Raw genomic sequence first — 17,421 nt, forward strand, 5'->3', positions numbered from 1 at the left:
AAAAATAATGTTAAATAAAATAAAAAAAAAATATTTTATCGACAAACTGTACCAAAAAATCGATGTAAAACGTTAATTTTTATGTATTATAAATATTTTCTTACTAATTTATTTTAACCTTTTTAAAGAGGTTTTAAAAATTTAAGATTTCACTTAAATTTTCGGCCTATAAAGCATTTTTTCGTTGCGCTTTCCACCATCTTTCTGGCAATTCTTGATTGCAAGCCGACAAATATTCATCATAAGAACAGGGTAATAACGTATTTCTTTTCAATTTATTGCTCCCATTTGATTCAAATGGAATTTCTATCCACCAACGTTCTGTTTTATCACTTTTATAGAATATCAATTCTTCATCATCTAACGGAACTATATACTTTAAATAATTTGCTCGGCTTCCAAACGGATACTCTTTTGAGCGATAGTGATACCCTTCAATAAAATACCATACAATCTGAGAAATAATAACCGACTCGGCTAGTGTGCTATTATGATTAAATATTCCAAAAGAAGAAACTTTATCACTTATACCAGCATATCTAGCCAAAGCACAAATTTCTTTTCCATTAAATCCGTTTGGCTCAAAAGTAACCATATTTGCTGACGCAGAAGATTTTACAGAATTCAAATCTATACTAACCAAATCTGCATCTCTGAAAACTGGCTCAGCTAGAGTGATTTTATTTGAGATTTCACCCAATCGATAAGCATCAAAAAATAACTTTTCAATCAAATCGATTTCTTCTTGTGAATTATAATAAGTCTGATACCCTATATTACAGTAGTTAAAAAGGTTATTTGGCTCATCAATAATAATTTTTGTCAAATAAGAATTGGCTGAAACTGACTCATTCTCCTTACCGAAATCAAACTTATTATCAACTGCAACCAAATTTACCATTTGCTCTAAATCGTCGTAAGCACGATACAAAGCATAGGTCAAATCTTGAGAACCTCCCAGGACTATAGGAATGACTTTATTCTTAATTAATGTAGCTGTAACCTTCTTTAATGCATAGTAAGTATCCTCTACAGAATCGCCTGCAAGTATATCGCCTAGATCCGCAATTGAAGCATCCCAATTACCAGGAAACATACCATATAGCTTTTTACGTACAGCCGAAAGATTAACCTCGTTAATCATATTGATATTTGTACGGTCTTCTAAAACACCAATTATAGCAATATTAATCTGCTCAATATCAGGGAACTGATCTTGGGTATGAAAGACAACTTTGCTTCCAAGCTCTTGTGAAGACAGCGCTCCGACGAATTTTATAATTCCGTCATTAACTGGTTCTAGAAAATCAAATTCCATTTATATACTTATTTCTTTTTAGCAGCTGTTTTTTTAGCTGGAGCTTTTTTAGCCGTTGTTGTTTTAGCTGCAGTTTTCTTTGCAGGTGTTTTTTTCGCTGGTGTTTTAGCAGCAATCATTTCTTGAACTTGAGCCAATGTTAATTTTGTTGCGTCAACATCTTTACTTAATTCAATTTTGATTTTTCCTTTCAGAATCACAGAACGTCCCCAACGGGCTTTCTCTACTACAATTCCCTCCTCTTCCCAGTTATGAATAACTTTATCAATGTTTTTCTGAAGTTTGTCTTCAATCAACTCTTCAACATCAGCTTGAGAAAGATTATCAAAATTATACTTCTTGCTCACATTTACAAAAAGTCCGTTCCATTTAATGAATGGTCCAAAACGTCCCACACCTTTTTGAACACCTTCGCCCTTATAAACAGCAATCGGTGCATCTGCAAGTGCTTTCTCGTCAATTAGCTCTTGAGCTCTTTCTTTAGAAACATTAAGCGGATCTTCTCCTCTTGGCAATGAAATAAAAACGCTTCCGTGACGAACATAAGGACCATAACGACCATTATTCACTTCAACTTCTTCTCCTTTATATTCACCTAAACTTTTTGGAAGCAAGAACAAGTTCAAAGCTTCTTCAAGTGTAATGTTTCCTATATTTTGGTCCGCCATTAAACTAGCAAACTTTTTATCTTCATCATCTGCTTCTCCAATTTGTGCCATTGGCCCAAATTTTCCTAAACGAACAGAAACTTGTCTTCCGTCTGCATCTTTTCCTAAGATTCTTTCACCACTTTCGCGTTCAGCATTTGCCTCAACTTCTTTAACATTCGGGTGAAATTGATTGTAGAAATCCTGCATCATTTTTGCCCAGTCAATATTTCCTTCGGCAATTTCGTCAAAGTCTTGCTCAACTTTAGCAGTAAAATTATAATCTAAGATGTTTCCGAAATTCTTTACTAAGAAATCAGTAACAATAGTTCCTATATCTGTTGGAACCAGTTTTCCTTTATCAGAACCTGTGTTTTCTTTCAACACTTTTTCTCCTACTTTACTGTTTTGCAAAGTAAGCTGTGTATAATTACGCTCTACACCTTCAAGAGTTCCTTTTTCAACATAATTTCTATTAATAATTGTAGAAATTGTCGGTGCATAAGTTGAAGGACGACCAATTCCAAGTTCCTCTAATTTTTTAACCAGAGATGCCTCAGTGTAACGTGCAGGTGGTCTTGAATATCGTTCTGTAGCTGTAATATAGTTATTTGCTAGTTTCTCATTTACTTTTAAAGCTGGAAGCATTCCTTCTTGCTCTTCCTCATCATCATCATGACCTTCTAAGTACACTTTTAAGAAACCTTCAAAAAGCAATACTTCTCCAGAAGCTGTAAAAATCTCGCTGTGGTTATCTGCTTCAATTTTTACGTTTGTTCTTTCCAACTGTGCATCGCTCATTTGCGAAGCCAAAGTTCTTTTCCAGATCAAATCGTATAAACGAGCTTGGTCGCGATCGATATTTACGGTATGACGAGACATATCTGTCGGACGAATTGCTTCGTGCGCTTCTTGAGCTCCTTTGCTTTTATTTGCAAAAGTTCTCGGTTTAGAAAATTCTTTTCCGTACGATTTTATGATTTCTGCTTGTGCAGCATCCATTGCTTCTTTAGAAAGGTTTACCGAGTCGGTTCTCATATAAGTAATAAGTCCGGCTTCGTATAAACGCTGCGCTAATTGCATGGTGATTCCAACTGGCAAGTATAATTTTCTTGCTGCTTCCTGTTGTAACGTAGAAGTTGTAAAAGGTGCTGTTGGAGATTTTTTGGTAGGTTTAGTTTCTAAATCTGCTACCTTATATTTAGAACCGATGTTTTGATTTAAGAAATCTTCGGCCTCTTTTTTAGTATTGAAGTTTTTTGGAAGTTTTGCTTTGAAAGCTTTTCCTGCTTCGTTTACAAATTCTGCAACAATAGAATAAGTTGCAACTGCATTGAAACTTTGTATTTCGCGTTCTCTTTCTACAATCAAACGTACAGAAACTGACTGTACACGACCAGCTGAAAGTCCGCCTTTAATTTTTCTCCATAAAACCGGAGATAATTCGTAACCCACTAAACGGTCTAAAACACGACGTGCTTGTTGTGCGTTTACTAAATTATAGTCAATTTCTCTTGGATTATCGATTGCCTTGAGAATCGCAGATTTTGTAATCTCATGAAAAACAATACGTTTGGTTTTTTTAGTATCCAGTTTTAATTCTTCCGCCAAGTGCCATGAAATAGCCTCTCCCTCGCGGTCCTCATCGGATGCTAACCAAACCGTTTCGGCATTTTTAGAAAGTGACTTCAGCTTCGTTACCAAGGCTTTTTTATCCGGAGAAACTTCATATTTAGGTTTAAAACCATTTTCTACATCTACTCCTATTTCCTTTGATGGTAAGTCTGCTATGTGTCCATAACTTGACTCCACCTGAAAATCACTCCCAAGAAATTTCTCGATCGTTTTCGCCTTTGCAGGTGACTCCACTATTACTAAATTCTTTGCCATTGCTCTATTTTTCTGCAACAAAAGTATTTATTTTTTTTAAATATTAACCTTACGAATGCATTTTTGAGGTATTTTGATATTATGAAACTTAAAATTGCAGATTTATCTGTAATAATCTCGATAATATATATAGGTATAACTTTTAGTGATTTTTAACCAAGAAATCCCTTTATTTTAGATTGCAGATTTTAGATTTTAGATTTTTTGCAGTTGAATTTAAACTTTCGTCCAGTACATATCAATTGATAAAACAACGCATAATCTACAATCTAAAATATGCAATTTAAATTTTTTAAAACATTGTTAATTCTTTATCTGACATCTTGTCATATTCGTTTCAATTACCCTATCTTTGCACTTTGAATTTTTACAATGGAAAAGATTATTGAAGAAAGCAAACAAGGCGAAAGTCTTGTTTTGGAAAATAAACCTGAGAATACTAAAAAACTATTTATAGAGAGTTATGGCTGTGCGATGAATTTTTCGGACAGTGAAGTCGTAGCTTCCATTTTGTCTGACGGAGGTTATAACACCACTTCTGTTTTAGAAGAAGCCGATTTGGTTTTGGTAAACACTTGTTCTATTCGCGATAAAGCAGAACAAACTATTCGTAAGCGTTTAGAGAAATATAATGCAGTAAAGCGTACGAATCCGAAAATGAAAGTGGGCGTTTTGGGCTGTATGGCGGAGCGTTTGAAAAGTCAGTTTTTGGAAGAAGAGAAAATAGTTGATCTTGTGGTTGGTCCTGATGCTTATAAAGACCTTCCGAATTTATTGGCTGAAGTTGAAGAAGGACGTGACGCCATTAATGTAATTTTATCAAAAGAAGAAACATACGGAGATATTTCGCCTGTTCGTTTAATGAGCAACGGAATCACTGCTTTGGTTTCGATCACTCGTGGATGCGATAATATGTGTACGTTTTGCGTTGTGCCTTTTACACGCGGACGTGAGCGTAGCCGTGAGCCTCAAAGTATTATGAATGAAATTAAAGATCTTTGGGAAAAAGGTTTTAAAGAAATTACACTTTTAGGACAAAACGTTGACAGTTATCTTTGGTACGGTGGCGGATTGAAAAAAGATTTTGTAAACGCTTCTGAAATGCAAAAAGCAACTGCGGTCGATTTTGATCAATTGTTAGAAATGGTTGCTGTTGGTTTTCCTAAAATGCGTATTCGATTTTCGACCTCAAATCCGCAGGATATGCACGAAAGCATTTTGCATGTTATTGCGAAATATCCAAATATCTGTAAACATATTCACTTACCGGTTCAATCTGGAAGTAACCGAATTTTAAAAGAAATGAATCGTCTGCATTCTCGCGAAGAATATATGGCTTTGATTGATAAAATTAGAGCTATTGTTCCAGATGCTTCAATTTCGCAAGATATGATTGCTGGTTTCCCAACAGAAACCGAAGAAGATCATCAAGATACCATGAGTTTAATGGAATATGTAAAATATAATTTCGGTTATATGTATTCGTATTCTGAGCGTCCAGGAACTTTGGCTGGAAGAAAAATGAAAGATGATGTGGAGGAAGAAACTAAAGCTAGAAGATTACAAGAAATTGTCGATTTACAGCAAAAACATGCTTGGTTTAGAAGCGAAGAATTTGTCGGAAAAACGGTTGAAGTTTTAGTCGAGAAAGTTTCTAAGAAATCTAAAGACGAATTCTCAGGAAGAAATTCTCAAAGCATAACGGTTGTTTTCCCTAAAGAGAATTATAAAATTGGCGATTTCGTAAACGTAAAAATCACAAGCTGCACTAGCGGAACTTTGAAAGGTGAAGCGGTTGGACTTAGCAGCATGAATTAATTTTTTTGCCACAGATTAAAAGGATTAAAATGATTTTGTATTATTTTTCTTTCTTTATTTCTTTTAGATTTGTGGTAAAATAAATATTGATGCAACATTATAGAGAAAAACATACTTACAAGATTATAGGAATTTGTATGGAAGTACACCGAAATCTTGGACCAGGTCTATTAGAAGTAGTTTACAAAGACGCTTTAGAATTAGAATTTAAAGAAAATAATATCCTTTTTGAAAGAGAAAAAGAATACTCAATTGAATATAAGGGAACTATTTTACCTCATAAATTTTATGCAGATTTTATAATTAATGAAGATATTGTTTTAGAGGTAAAAGCAATAAAAGAATTTTCAAGTGAGCATATTGCTCAGATTTTAAATTACATAAAACTATCAGATTCAGAAGTAGGATTGCTTGTAAATTTTCAAACAAAATCTCTACAATACAAAAGATATATTTTATAATTTAGGTAATCTGTGTTAATCACTTTAATCTGTGGCAAAAAGAAAAAAAATATAAGCCTAGCGTTTAAGGTCAAAGCTTAAAACTTGAAACCTGAAACAAAAAAACTTGAAACAAAATCAATATGGAAACAGTTCAAGCAATAAAACAGCGATTTGAGATTATTGGTAATGATCCGAAATTAAATCGTGCCATTGAAAAAGCCATTCAGGTTGCTCCAACTGATATTTCGGTTATGGTAACTGGGGAAAGTGGTGTTGGTAAAGAAAATATTCCTAGAATTATACATTCGCTTTCGCATAGAAAGCATGGTAAATATATTGCCGTAAACTGCGGTGCAATTCCAGAAGGAACAATTGACAGTGAACTTTTTGGTCACGAAAAAGGTGCGTTTACAGGTGCGACAAGTACTCGTGAAGGTTATTTTGAAGTGGCTGACGGCGGAACAATCTTCTTAGACGAAGTTGGTGAATTACCACTAACAACTCAAGTAAGATTGCTTCGTGTTTTGGAAAATGGTGAATTTATAAAAGTAGGTTCGTCTCAGGTTCAAAAAACAAATGTTCGTATCGTTGCTGCAACAAACGTGAATTTATTTAATGCTATTGAAAAAGGTAAATTCCGTGAAGATTTGTATTACCGTTTAAGTACTGTAGAAATTACTTTACCTCCTTTAAGAGAAAGAAAGGACGATATTCATTTATTGTTCAGAAAATTTGTGGCCGATTTTGCCCATAAATACAAAATGCCTCCTTTAAAATTGGATGATGATGCAGTACAGCTTTTACAGAAATTCAGATGGAGCGGAAACATTCGTCAGCTTCGAAATGTAGCTGAACAAATTTCTGTTTTAGAAACTAATCGCGATATCAGCCTTGCTACTTTACAATCTTATTTGCCAGCCGAAGGAAGCAACCTTCCTTCTGTTATTAGCGACAGTAAAAAAGAAAGTGACTTTAGCACAGAAAGAGACATTTTGTACAAAGTGCTTTTTGATATGAGAAGCGATTTGAACGATTTGAAAAAACTAACTTTGGAGTTAATGAAAAACGGAACTTCTAAAGTGCAGGATATTAATCCAAATTTGATTCAGAAGATTTACGGAAATCAACAAAACGATAGCGAAATTGATTTTGAAGAAGAACCAAGAACTGCTGTTATGACAACTCCTGCTGTTCGCGAAGATAATTATCAAATGCAAGACGACAATTACTTATTTGCCGAAACTATCGAAGAAGAAGAAATCTTACGTTTAGAACAAAAAGAAATCGAAATGATCAAAAAATCATTAGAAAAAAACAAAGGAAAACGTAAAGCAGCAGCTGATGAATTAGGTATTTCTGAAAGAACTTTATATCGTAAAATCAAGCAATTCGATTTATAAAAATAATTAAATTTCAAAAAACAAATTCCAAATTCCAATTACTTATATTTGAACTCAATTGGAATTTTCCCAATAAACATTATGAAAAAAATATATTCTCTTTTTGCTCTTTTAAGCCTTTTTATGTTGAGTGGCTGTTCTGTTTATAATTTTACAGGAACTGGAAAAATCGATGCTAAAACTTTTCAAGTTAACTTCTTTCAGAATAATGCAGATTTAATTGAACCAGGAATCGACAGAACTTTTACCTTGACTTTGCAGGATTTGATCATGAATCAAACCAACCTAAACTTAGTTAGTAATGGCGGAGATTTGGTTTACGAAGGTGAAATTACAGATTACCGAATAACTCCAATGACTGCAACTGCAGATCAACAAGCGGCACAAAACCGTTTATCGATTCGTGTTAATGTGCGATTTATGAATAAAAGAAAAGAAACAGATGATTTTGAAAAGTCTTTTGAATTCTATTACGACTTCCCTGGACGAGACTTACCAACAGGATCTGTTTTAAATGAAGCAATCAGAGTTATTTTTGAGAGAATCACTCAAGACATCTTTAATGAGTCATTGGCAAAATGGTAGTTTTGCCTGTTTGTTTAATCGTTAAATCGTAAAACCGTTTAATCGATAAAACAGCCAAAAACAAATAAACAATTAACCGATTAAACAAAAAACAAATAATGAACGTTAGCGATTATACCTACTTAATGAACAAACCCGATGCTATTACAGAAAAGCAGGCAGACGCATTAGGAAGTGTTTTGAATGAATTTCCGTATTTTCAAAGTGCGCGTGCATTGCGATTAAAAGGACTTTACAATCAAAACAGTTTTAAGTATAATTATGCTTTAAAAGTTACGGCTGCATACACGTCTGATCGTTCTGTTCTATTTGATTTTATCACTTCTGAGGCTTTTACCTCGATTCAAAATGATTTTTACGAACAAAAACTGAGAGATCTTCTTGAAATTACTGTTTTTGACAGTGAAATAATTTCGCCAGAGCAAATTCAAAAGGCAATTGAAGTAAAAATAGATCTTGAAGAGCAACCTATGTCGGATACAATTAAAGAAGTTCCAACTCCTTCAATTGAAATACCATCAGTTGTACAACCTATAAAAGTTGAAGAAGCTGCAAAAACGGAAGAAGTTATACAAGCCGAAGAAATAAAAGCTCATGAACCAGTAATTATAGAAGAGACTAAAAAATTACCAGAAATAGATCCTTCTATTTTTCTTGCAATAAGAGAAGCTCAAACTATAACTTTTGAAAAACCTGCAATAAAACAAGAAGAGCCAAAACCTCTTCCCGAAATAGATCTTTCCATTTTTGCTACAATAAAAGAAGCGCAATCGGTTACTTATGAAAAACCAACAATTGTAGAAGAAGTAGAACAGAAAATCGAAATTGTTGAATCTAACACTTCAAATGCTGTAGAAGAAGTTGAGGCAGCTTCGCTTCCTGAACCAATTCAAACTGAAGAACCTAAAATTGATCGTATTGAAAACTCTATTTTAAGTTCTATAAAAGTTTCTGAAACGCTTTCTGCACCAGAACCAATAGAAATCGAAGAACTTAAAGAAGAACCTAAAAATGAGCGCATTGAAAACTCTATTTTAAGTTCTATAAAAGAAGCAGAAGCTGCAAACGCTGAACAACTTACAGAGGTTAATCCTATTATAGAAGAAACCATCGTAGAAGAACCTGCTACAAATTCGACTGAAGAAGAAGACGATGACAGCGTTATCGAAGAGATGATCATTCCAGAATTCAAAATGAATACTGTTGAGCGTTCTATTCTTTCTTCTATTAAAGAAGCTGAAACAAAAGCACCCGAAGAACCAAAAGAAATAATTCAAGAAAGTGTCAAAGCTGAAGATAAAGAAGAAGAGATTCGTGAGGAAAATGAGGAACAGCCTCAAGAAATAATTGAAGAAGAAGAACCGAATGAACCTGCAAAAACAGCTGCAGAACATTTAGAAATCGGAAAACCATTGGATTTTTCTTTAAGTGAAAAACATTCGTTCCAAGAATGGCTTCAATTATCTCGAACAGAACCAATTGACAGATCAAACGAAATTTCTCCAGAAGAACAAGCTAAAATTGAAGCAGCTAAAGAAGAAGAGAGACAAAAGAAGGCTGAAATTATCGATAAATTTATCGAAACCAATCCGAAAATATCTCCAATTAAACCTGGAACAAGCGCTCCAGCAGTTCAAATTGAGGCCACTATAGAGGATAATTCGTATTTAATGACCGAGACTCTGGCCAGAGTATATCTGGAACAAAAGAAATATACAAAAGCAATTCAAGCATATGAAATATTAATTTTGAAATATCCAGAAAAAATTACTTTCTTTGCAGACCGCATATCGGATATAAAGATTTTACAACAAAATAACAATAACAATAATTAAGTAATGAGCACATTTTCAATTTTTTTAGTTTTAATTACAATAGTTTGTTTTCTATTGATCGTAGTTATCATGGTACAAAACCCTAAAGGAGGCGGATTGTCTTCTACCATCAGCGGAACACAGATGTTAGGTGGAGTACAAAAAACAACTGACTTTTTAGATAAAAGTACTTGGACTTTAGCTACTGTTTTAATTGTGCTAATTTTACTTTCAAGCTTAAGCTTCTCTGGATCTTTAAGCGATACAGATTCTAAAATCATTGACAAAACTGAAGCTCCTGCTAACACGCCAGCAGCTCCAGCACAAGGAAACACTCCTGCTCCTGCAGCACCAGCTACTAAATAATTTTAGCTCAATATAAAAATCTAATGCCAGCCTGTCAAAGCTGGCATTTTTTTTAAGAAATAATGTCAGTTTTTCTAGCATGGCATAGTTTCTGAAAGTTTATAGAACAGAAAAAATCGTATAACTTATAATAATATAAAATCATGGCTTTAAACATAAAACCGCTTTCAGACCGCGTACTTATTGAGCCTGTTGCAGCTGAAACTAAAACTGCATCAGGTATTTTTATTCCTGATACTGCCAAAGAGAAACCTCAAAAAGGAACTGTAGTTGCAGTAGGAAACGGAACTAAAGATCACACAATGACTGTAAAAGTTGGTGATACTGTTCTTTACGGTAAATATGCAGGAACAGAGTTAAAACTAGAAGGCACTGATTACCTAATCATGCGCGAGGATGATATTTTAGCGATTATCTAAAAAACATTGTATTAAGTACGAAGAATTAAGAACTTCATTTAACTTGAAACAAATCAAACTTTAAACAAAAATTAAAATGGCAAAAGATATAAAATTTGATATTGAAGCACGTGACGGATTAAAACGTGGTGTTGATGCATTAGCAAATGCTGTAAAAGTAACTCTTGGACCAAAAGGTCGTAACGTAATTATCGGAAAATCATTTGGTGGACCAACTGTTACTAAAGATGGTGTTTCTGTTGCAAAAGAAATCGAATTAAAAGACGCACTAGAAAATATGGGTGCGCAAATGGTAAAAGAAGTAGCTTCTAAAACTAATGATTTAGCGGGTGACGGAACTACAACTGCTACAGTTTTAGCTCAAGCTATCGTAAAAGAAGGCTTGAAAAACGTTGCCGCTGGTGCAAATCCAATGGATTTGAAACGTGGTATCGACAAAGCGGTTGAAACTATCGTAGCTGATTTAGCAAAACAAGCTAAAGTAGTTGGAAGTGATTCTGACAAAATCAAACAAATTGCTTCTATCTCTGCAAACAATGACGAAGTTATTGGTGAATTAATCGCTACAGCTTTCGCTAAAGTTGGAAAAGAAGGTGTTATCACTGTAGAAGAAGCTAAAGGAACTGATACTTTCGTTGACGTTGTTGAAGGAATGCAGTTTGACAGAGGATACCTTTCTCCTTACTTTGTAACAAACCCAGAGAAAATGGAAGTTGAATTAGATTCTCCTTACATTTTATTATACGACAAAAAAGTATCTTCTTTAAAAGAATTACTTCCAGTATTAGAGCCAGTTGCTCAATCAGGAAAACCATTATTGATTATTGCTGAAGATGTTGACGGAGAGGCTCTTTCTACATTAGTAGTAAACAAATTAAGAGGTGCTCTTAAAATTGCTGCTGTAAAAGCTCCAGGTTTTGGAGACAGAAGAAAAGCAATGTTAGAAGATATCGCAATCTTAACTGGTGGAACTGTAATTTCTGAAGAAAGAGGTTATACTCTTGAAAATACAACTATCGAAATGTTAGGAAACGCAAAAAGAGTTTCTATCGATAAAGACAATACAACTATCGTAAGCGGTGCTGGTGAAGCTGATATCATCAAAAACAGAGTAAACCAAATTAAAGGTCAGATGGAAACTACTACATCTGATTACGATAAAGAAAAATTACAAGAGCGTTTGGCTAAATTAGCTGGAGGTGTTGCTGTTCTTTATGTTGGTGCTGCTTCTGAAGTTGAAATGAAAGAGAAAAAAGACAGAGTTGATGATGCTTTACACGCAACTCGTGCAGCTGTAGAAGAAGGAATCGTTGCTGGAGGTGGTGTAGCTTTATTGAGAGCTAAACTTGCTTTAGCTGATTTAAAAGCTGATAACGCTGATGAAGCAACTGGAATCCAAATTGTTTCTCGTGCTGTTGAAGCTCCATTAAGAACTATCGTTGAAAACGCTGGTCTTGAGGGTTCTGTTGTTGTGGCTAAAGTTTCTGAAGGTTCAGGTGATTTTGGATACAATGCAAAAACTGACGAATATGTAGATATGCTTACTGCTGGAATTATCGATCCTAAAAAAGTAACTCGTGTAGCTCTTGAAAACGCTGCATCTGTTTCTGGAATGATCTTGACTACAGAATGTGCATTAATTGATATTAAAGAAGAAAATGCCGGAGGCGGAATGCCAATGGGAGGCGGAATGCCAGGAATGATGTAATTCATTCTCTTCTTAAAAATTAAAAGCGCTGGATTTTTATCTGGCGCTTTTTTTTTGTTTGCCACTAATTGCACTAATTTCCACGAATGATTTTGCTTGTAAAAAGTTGCCACAGATTACACAGATTAAAAGGATTTCTTTATTGGATACACTAAAAAATTTTCACGCAGATTCTACAGATTCAAGCAGATTAATTTAATTTTTATAATCTATGATCTGCATAAAATAAAAATCCTTTTAATCTGTGTAATCTGTGGCTGAAAAGAAAAATAATTCGTGGAAATTAGTGCAATTAGTGGCAACCATTTTTTATTTAACATTCTCTTTTTCTTTAAAAAATCTGTTATCTCTACCTTTGCAATTCTATTTAAAATTGCACAATGAGAAAATTCACAACTCACTTTTTATCTTTTACATTTTTACTTCTTACTGCTTTTTTACAAGCTCAAAATAGCAAAGACAATTACGTAGTTTTAGTTTCGATGGATGGCTTTCGATGGGATTATGGCAAAATGTATAATCTCCCAAATCTGAAGCAAATTGAGAAAGAGGGCGTTCATGCCAAATCAATGAAACCTTCTTATCCGAGTAAAACCTTCCCAAACCATTATTCAATCGTAACGGGGCTTTATCCAGATCATCACGGAATCATCAATAATGTTTTTTATGATGCTTCTTTAAACCAATCTTTTTCCTTATCAAGCAACGCAAAAAATGATTCTCGTTTTTATGGCGGAAATCCGATTTGGAATTTAGCGGAACAGCAAGGTGTAAAAACAGCCTCTTTCTTTTGGCCAGGTTCTGATATTGACAAGAGAAACCCAAGTTATTTCAAAAATTATGATGGTAAAGTTCCGTACGGAGCTAGAATCGATACGGTTATGAAATGGCTGCAGCTTCCAGAAAAACAACGTCCGCATTTGGTTACTTTATATTTTGACGAACCAGATCATACGGGTCATAATTTTGGTCCGCATTCGCCAAAAACTGAAAAAACAGTGATCAAAATGGATTCCATTATGGGAGAAATATCTAGAAGATTAGATCAATTGCCTATTGGAAAACAAATCAATTTAATCATCGTTTCAGATCACGGAATGGCTGATATTAGCAATGATAAAAAAGTAGCCGTTTTAGATTATATAAAGCCAGAATGGTTAGGTTATAAAGACGTTATTAATCCGATTATGAGTTTACAGGCAAAACCGGGCTATCAAGATTCGATTGCTAATGCTTTAAAAAAAGTGCCTCACATTAAATTCTGGAAATCAACCGAAGTTCCTAAAAGATTACATTACGGAACGAATCCGCGTGTACACGATTTTGTTATTGAAGCCGACAAAGGATGGAGTCTTGTTGGCAAAGAAAGCACGCATATAAATGGCGGAACGCATGGTTATGACAATAACGAAAAAGATATGCATGCTATTTTTTACGCAAAAGGTCCTGCTTTTAAAGTAAACAAGAAAGTAAAAACATTTCAGAATGTTTCGGTTTATCCTTTAATTGCTCATATTTTAGGCTTGCAAGTAGGCGAAATTGACGGAAAGCTGAGTGATATTGAGGATACGCTGCGCTAAATTAAATAATGTGGCAATTTGATAATTAGATAATTTTTTGAATTGGAATAGCTCAATATATTCAGTTGCCTCCAGCTTTAGCTGGAGGTCTGCATATTTAAACATCTTGAAAGGCTTTAGCCAAACTCGCTAGTTTGGCTAAAGCCTTTTCTAATGCCCTTTTTATTCCTCCAGCTAAAGCTGGAGGCAAGCCAATAAAGCATAAATTTATCTGTTGCAAAATCGAATGTCACCCTGAGCGATTCGGATAAAAATAGCAAACCCGTCAGGTTTTAAAAACCTGTCGGGTTTAACTTTTTGAGATACTTTACGTAGACACAAAGCAGTGCGTCTCTACAGAAGAAAATCGATTTGAATTAATTCACAATTAACAATTATTAAGACACCACCTTATAAGTCGGATCTTCAATAACATTAACATTTATAACTGCATCCGCATTTTTCAGTAATTGTCTGCAATCGGCACTTAAATGCTGCAACTCTACGGTTTTATTTAACTGATTGTATTTTTTGGTCAAATTGTTCAAAGCTTCAATCGCCGACATGTCTGAAACACGACTTTCTTTAAAATCTATTATAATATGATTAGGGTCGTTTTGTATATCAAACTTCTCTAAAAAAGCACTGGTTGAACCAAAAAATAATGGTCCATAAATTTCGTAATGTTTTACTCCATTTTCATCGATATAATGTCTAGCGCGAATTCTTTTGGCACTTTCCCAAGCAAAAACCAAAGCAGAAATAATCACTCCAATTAAAACAGCCAACGCCAAATTATGTAATACAATTGTAATTACAGCAACTAGAATTCCAACAAAAATATCATGTTTTGGCATTTTATTTATAATCCTAAAACTTGCCCATTCAAAAGTGGTAATAGCAACCATCATCATCACTCCTACTAGAGCCGCCATTGGCAATTTTCCAATTACGGGAGCACCAAAAAGGATAATCATTAAAATGGTCAAAGCACCAATAATTCCAGAAAGCCTTGCTCTAGAACCAGCTCCAAGATTTACTAATGTTTGCGCTATCATTGGGCAGCCGCCCATTCCGTAGAAAAAACCATTTAAAATGTTTGAGCTTCCTTGCGCAATACATTCTCTATTACTATTTCCTCTTGTGCCTGTGATTTCGTCTACTAAATTTAGCGTCAATAAACCTTCTGTTAAACCAACAGCAGCGACAATTACAGAATAAGGAAAAATTACTTTTAAAGTTTCAAAAGAAAACGGAATATTCGGAATATGAAATGGAGGAAATCCGCCTTGAACCGAAGCGATATCTTCAACCGTTTTGGTTTCGATATTAAAAATAATTACGATTGCAAAAACAACCATAATAGCTACTAAAGATGCTGGAACCGCTTTTGTAATCTTCGGAAAAATTAAAACAATCGCAATGGTTAAAGCGACCAAACCAAGCATAATATATAAAGGAGTTCCCTGAAGCCAAGAAACCTGACCGTTAACAACCGTTTTAAACTGCTCCAATTGCGACATAAAAATCACAACTGCCAAACCGTTTACAAAACCAAACATTACGGGTTGCGGAACCAATCTAATAAATTTTCCGAGTTTAAAAAGTCCGATACAAATCTGGACAACACCGCCGAGAGCTACAGCCGCAAAAACATATTCTATTCCGTGCGATTTCATCAAGGCGATTAAAACAATCACGGTAGCTCCTGCTCCGCCAGAAATCATTCCTGGTCTTCCTCCAAAAATTGCCGTAACTAAACCTGCAATAAAAGCGGCGTACAACCCAACTAAAGGCGGAAATCCTGCTAAAATAGCAAACGACAGCGATTCTGGAATCATCGTCATTGCTACAGTTAAACCAGCTAAAATTTCGTTTTTATAATTGACTTTCTGGCTAAAATCGAAGAGTTGGAATGTTTTTTTCATGGCGCAAAATTAAAAAAATAATACGCAAAAAAAGAACAAACCTTTTGCTCAATAAAAAGCAACAGAAAGCCCTATTTAAGGAATAAACAGCTAAATTAGAATAACTGTGTGAGAAGAAAAAGAAAAAGAGAAAGTATAAAACTTATCATTTCAGTATTATTTTTGGAATTAAAATATTACACAAAATACTTACAAAAAAAACAAATACGGTAGCGTATTTACACCTGATTTAAAATGCAAAATTATTCCAATCGCACACAAGTATAACCCAAACCACTTACGTGATTCATTACACTATTACACTGCAAATCAAAACCTTCAACTCTCAATATCTTATCGCAATCTTCCAAATCAAAATTGATTTTGTAATTTGGAAATTGATTTTGCATCACTGCAATTATGTAATCTCCATCAGATTTTTTCTGAACATTGGTTTTAAAAATCTCTACTATCATCTCTGCTTCTTTTAATTCTTTTAACTTGTACATTTTACTTTCGATTAAAAAGGTTATATGAAACTCCAAATCTAAAATACCCTTGCGCATCTTCTTTCTGATCGTAAACATAACGGTTGGTTCGCTCTCCTTTTTCTGTTAGTCTCGCACTTACAACATTGTTTACGCCTCCTTTTACAAATGCAATCAGTTTAGGAGTAAAACTGTATTCATAAGTAATTCCAGATTTTAATTCTAACTGATTCAGCTCGTAAACACCTCTCAAATTTTGGTTATCTAAATTCAAGTAAAAATTTTCTGTGTTTAACTCGGTTCCTAACGAAATTCTTCCGTTTTCTAACAATTCTCTTCTAAATAATATACGCTGAGGCAAAATAAAGTCCATATCCCATTTCGATTGTTTGAATTTATGGTTTATAGAAAAAAGCGGCGTAACAGGTACAATCGATGATGGATCGAGCAATACTAGAGCCCCAGCGGTAATAGTGGTTGAAGGTGTTCTTTTTAGCACTAAAACTGCCGATGCAAAACCTTTTAACCTTTGTAATTTTTTTTCGTCTCCGTCAATTGTTGCTGTTGCGTTGTAAATGACTGGTTTCTTAAAAAGTGTCGACATGTAAGTTGCTGTCAATGCTCCTGCCCAAAAATGAAATTCCTGATTTTCTTTTGTATACGTTTGATTGGTTTGATAATTATAAATATCTCCAAAACCAAAATTTTCATATTTATAGCGAAGCGAAGTCGTTAAAACCAGTTTTTTAGATTTTGAAGCATAAAACGGAAGATTGAAAGCCGCTTTGAAACGATTGTGATCTTCAATTCTTCCTTTTTCATATTTGTTTCCAAACAATCTTGAATCGTAATTTGATGGCCCTAAAGCTTCATATTGAACATCAAAAGTTCGTGTATTTGGAAATTTATCAACCACGGCTTTAGCAAAGGTTTTTACGCCTGGCTCCTTTTCTTGAGCTATTACTTGTAAAGTGGAAAAAACAAACACAAAAGACATGATTTTAGATTTCATAAATTAGAATAAAGGATTACGGAGTATAGATAAAATTTGAATCCAAA

At 34.2% G+C, this 17,421-nt stretch carries 14 protein-coding genes; 9 read left to right on the forward strand and 5 right to left on the reverse strand.

Going from position 1 to position 17,421, the window contains the following annotated elements:
* Positions 1-166: 166 nt before the first annotated feature.
* Both AC1Q5Z_RS19455 and topA read right to left on the reverse strand, forming a co-directional pair.
* Positions 167-1,318: a formimidoylglutamase gene (locus AC1Q5Z_RS19455; RefSeq protein WP_198854313.1), complete on the reverse strand. Its 1,152-nt coding sequence runs from the start codon at positions 1,316-1,318 to the stop codon at positions 167-169.
* An 8-nt stretch (positions 1,319-1,326) separates the two neighbouring features.
* Positions 1,327-3,855 (reverse strand): type I DNA topoisomerase, encoded by a 2,529-nt coding sequence (gene topA / locus AC1Q5Z_RS19460; RefSeq protein ID WP_286971805.1) that lies wholly within the window; start codon positions 3,853-3,855, stop codon positions 1,327-1,329.
* A 372-nt stretch (positions 3,856-4,227) separates the two neighbouring features.
* On the opposite strand from topA, the gene miaB reads away from it, so the two are divergent.
* The 9 genes from miaB (at position 4,228) to AC1Q5Z_RS19505 (ending at position 13,988) form a co-directional block, all read left to right on the forward strand.
* Positions 4,228-5,673: a tRNA (N6-isopentenyl adenosine(37)-C2)-methylthiotransferase MiaB gene (gene miaB / locus AC1Q5Z_RS19465; protein WP_198854315.1), complete on the forward strand. Its 1,446-nt coding sequence runs from the start codon at positions 4,228-4,230 to the stop codon at positions 5,671-5,673.
* Between the two features lie 89 nt (positions 5,674-5,762).
* Complete coding sequence (locus AC1Q5Z_RS19470; RefSeq protein WP_343587420.1) at positions 5,763-6,134, forward strand: GxxExxY protein; 372 nt, start codon at positions 5,763-5,765, stop codon at positions 6,132-6,134.
* 122 nt (positions 6,135-6,256) lie between these two features.
* Positions 6,257-7,516 (forward strand): sigma-54 interaction domain-containing protein, encoded by a 1,260-nt coding sequence (locus AC1Q5Z_RS19475; RefSeq protein WP_198854317.1) that lies wholly within the window; start codon positions 6,257-6,259, stop codon positions 7,514-7,516.
* Between the two features lie 81 nt (positions 7,517-7,597).
* Positions 7,598-8,101: an LptE family protein gene (locus AC1Q5Z_RS19480; protein ID WP_198854318.1), complete on the forward strand. Its 504-nt coding sequence runs from the start codon at positions 7,598-7,600 to the stop codon at positions 8,099-8,101.
* A gap of 98 nt (positions 8,102-8,199) precedes the next feature.
* Entirely contained in the window at positions 8,200-9,936 is a 1,737-nt protein-coding gene (locus AC1Q5Z_RS19485) for a tetratricopeptide repeat protein (RefSeq protein ID WP_492446480.1), read from the forward strand.
* A gap of 3 nt (positions 9,937-9,939) precedes the next feature.
* A complete protein-coding gene (gene secG, locus AC1Q5Z_RS19490; protein WP_343587426.1) occupies positions 9,940-10,281 on the forward strand; it encodes a preprotein translocase subunit SecG in 342 nt (113 codons plus the stop codon).
* A gap of 143 nt (positions 10,282-10,424) precedes the next feature.
* The gene (locus AC1Q5Z_RS19495; RefSeq protein WP_008467105.1) at positions 10,425-10,700 is read left to right on the forward strand and encodes a co-chaperone GroES; all 276 of its coding nucleotides are present in this window, start codon (positions 10,425-10,427) and stop codon (positions 10,698-10,700) included.
* Between the two features lie 76 nt (positions 10,701-10,776).
* Entirely contained in the window at positions 10,777-12,408 is a 1,632-nt protein-coding gene (groL, locus tag AC1Q5Z_RS19500) for a chaperonin GroEL (protein WP_095928620.1), read from the forward strand.
* Between the two features lie 380 nt (positions 12,409-12,788).
* Entirely contained in the window at positions 12,789-13,988 is a 1,200-nt protein-coding gene (locus AC1Q5Z_RS19505; protein ID WP_492446482.1) for an alkaline phosphatase family protein, read from the forward strand.
* Between the two features lie 377 nt (positions 13,989-14,365).
* Here the strand turns inward: AC1Q5Z_RS19505 and AC1Q5Z_RS19510 are convergent, their stop codons facing one another.
* From AC1Q5Z_RS19510 to AC1Q5Z_RS19520, 3 genes are all read right to left on the reverse strand, one after another.
* Positions 14,366-15,895, reverse strand: a complete 1,530-nt coding sequence (locus tag AC1Q5Z_RS19510; RefSeq protein ID WP_198854322.1) for a SulP family inorganic anion transporter — start codon at positions 15,893-15,895, stop codon at positions 14,366-14,368.
* Between the two features lie 242 nt (positions 15,896-16,137).
* Entirely contained in the window at positions 16,138-16,383 is a 246-nt protein-coding gene (locus tag AC1Q5Z_RS19515; RefSeq protein WP_233073993.1) for a hypothetical protein, read from the reverse strand.
* Between the two features lies 1 nt (position 16,384).
* A complete protein-coding gene (locus tag AC1Q5Z_RS19520; RefSeq protein WP_343587435.1) occupies positions 16,385-17,374 on the reverse strand; it encodes a DUF6268 family outer membrane beta-barrel protein in 990 nt (329 codons plus the stop codon).
* Positions 17,375-17,421: the final 47 nt, after the last annotated feature.

The organism is Flavobacterium sp. GW823-FHT06G12, from assembly GCF_058794775.1.

Coding starts and splice junctions, on each gene's coding strand:
- AC1Q5Z_RS19455 (WP_198854313.1), bottom strand. CDS start 1,318: ATGGAATTTGATTTTCTAGAACCAGTTAATGACGGAATTATAAAATTC.
- topA (WP_286971805.1), bottom strand. CDS start 3,855: ATGGCAAAGAATTTAGTAATAGTGGAGTCACCTGCAAAGGCGAAAACG.
- miaB (WP_198854315.1), top strand. CDS start 4,228: ATGGAAAAGATTATTGAAGAAAGCAAACAAGGCGAAAGTCTTGTTTTG.
- AC1Q5Z_RS19470 (WP_343587420.1), top strand. CDS start 5,763: ATGCAACATTATAGAGAAAAACATACTTACAAGATTATAGGAATTTGT.
- AC1Q5Z_RS19475 (WP_198854317.1), top strand. CDS start 6,257: ATGGAAACAGTTCAAGCAATAAAACAGCGATTTGAGATTATTGGTAAT.
- AC1Q5Z_RS19480 (WP_198854318.1), top strand. CDS start 7,598: ATGAAAAAAATATATTCTCTTTTTGCTCTTTTAAGCCTTTTTATGTTG.
- AC1Q5Z_RS19485 (WP_492446480.1), top strand. CDS start 8,200: ATGAACGTTAGCGATTATACCTACTTAATGAACAAACCCGATGCTATT.
- secG (WP_343587426.1), top strand. CDS start 9,940: ATGAGCACATTTTCAATTTTTTTAGTTTTAATTACAATAGTTTGTTTT.
- AC1Q5Z_RS19495 (WP_008467105.1), top strand. CDS start 10,425: ATGGCTTTAAACATAAAACCGCTTTCAGACCGCGTACTTATTGAGCCT.
- groL (WP_095928620.1), top strand. CDS start 10,777: ATGGCAAAAGATATAAAATTTGATATTGAAGCACGTGACGGATTAAAA.
- AC1Q5Z_RS19505 (WP_492446482.1), top strand. CDS start 12,789: ATGAGAAAATTCACAACTCACTTTTTATCTTTTACATTTTTACTTCTT.
- AC1Q5Z_RS19510 (WP_198854322.1), bottom strand. CDS start 15,895: ATGAAAAAAACATTCCAACTCTTCGATTTTAGCCAGAAAGTCAATTAT.
- AC1Q5Z_RS19515 (WP_233073993.1), bottom strand. CDS start 16,383: ATGTACAAGTTAAAAGAATTAAAAGAAGCAGAGATGATAGTAGAGATT.
- AC1Q5Z_RS19520 (WP_343587435.1), bottom strand. CDS start 17,374: ATGAAATCTAAAATCATGTCTTTTGTGTTTGTTTTTTCCACTTTACAA.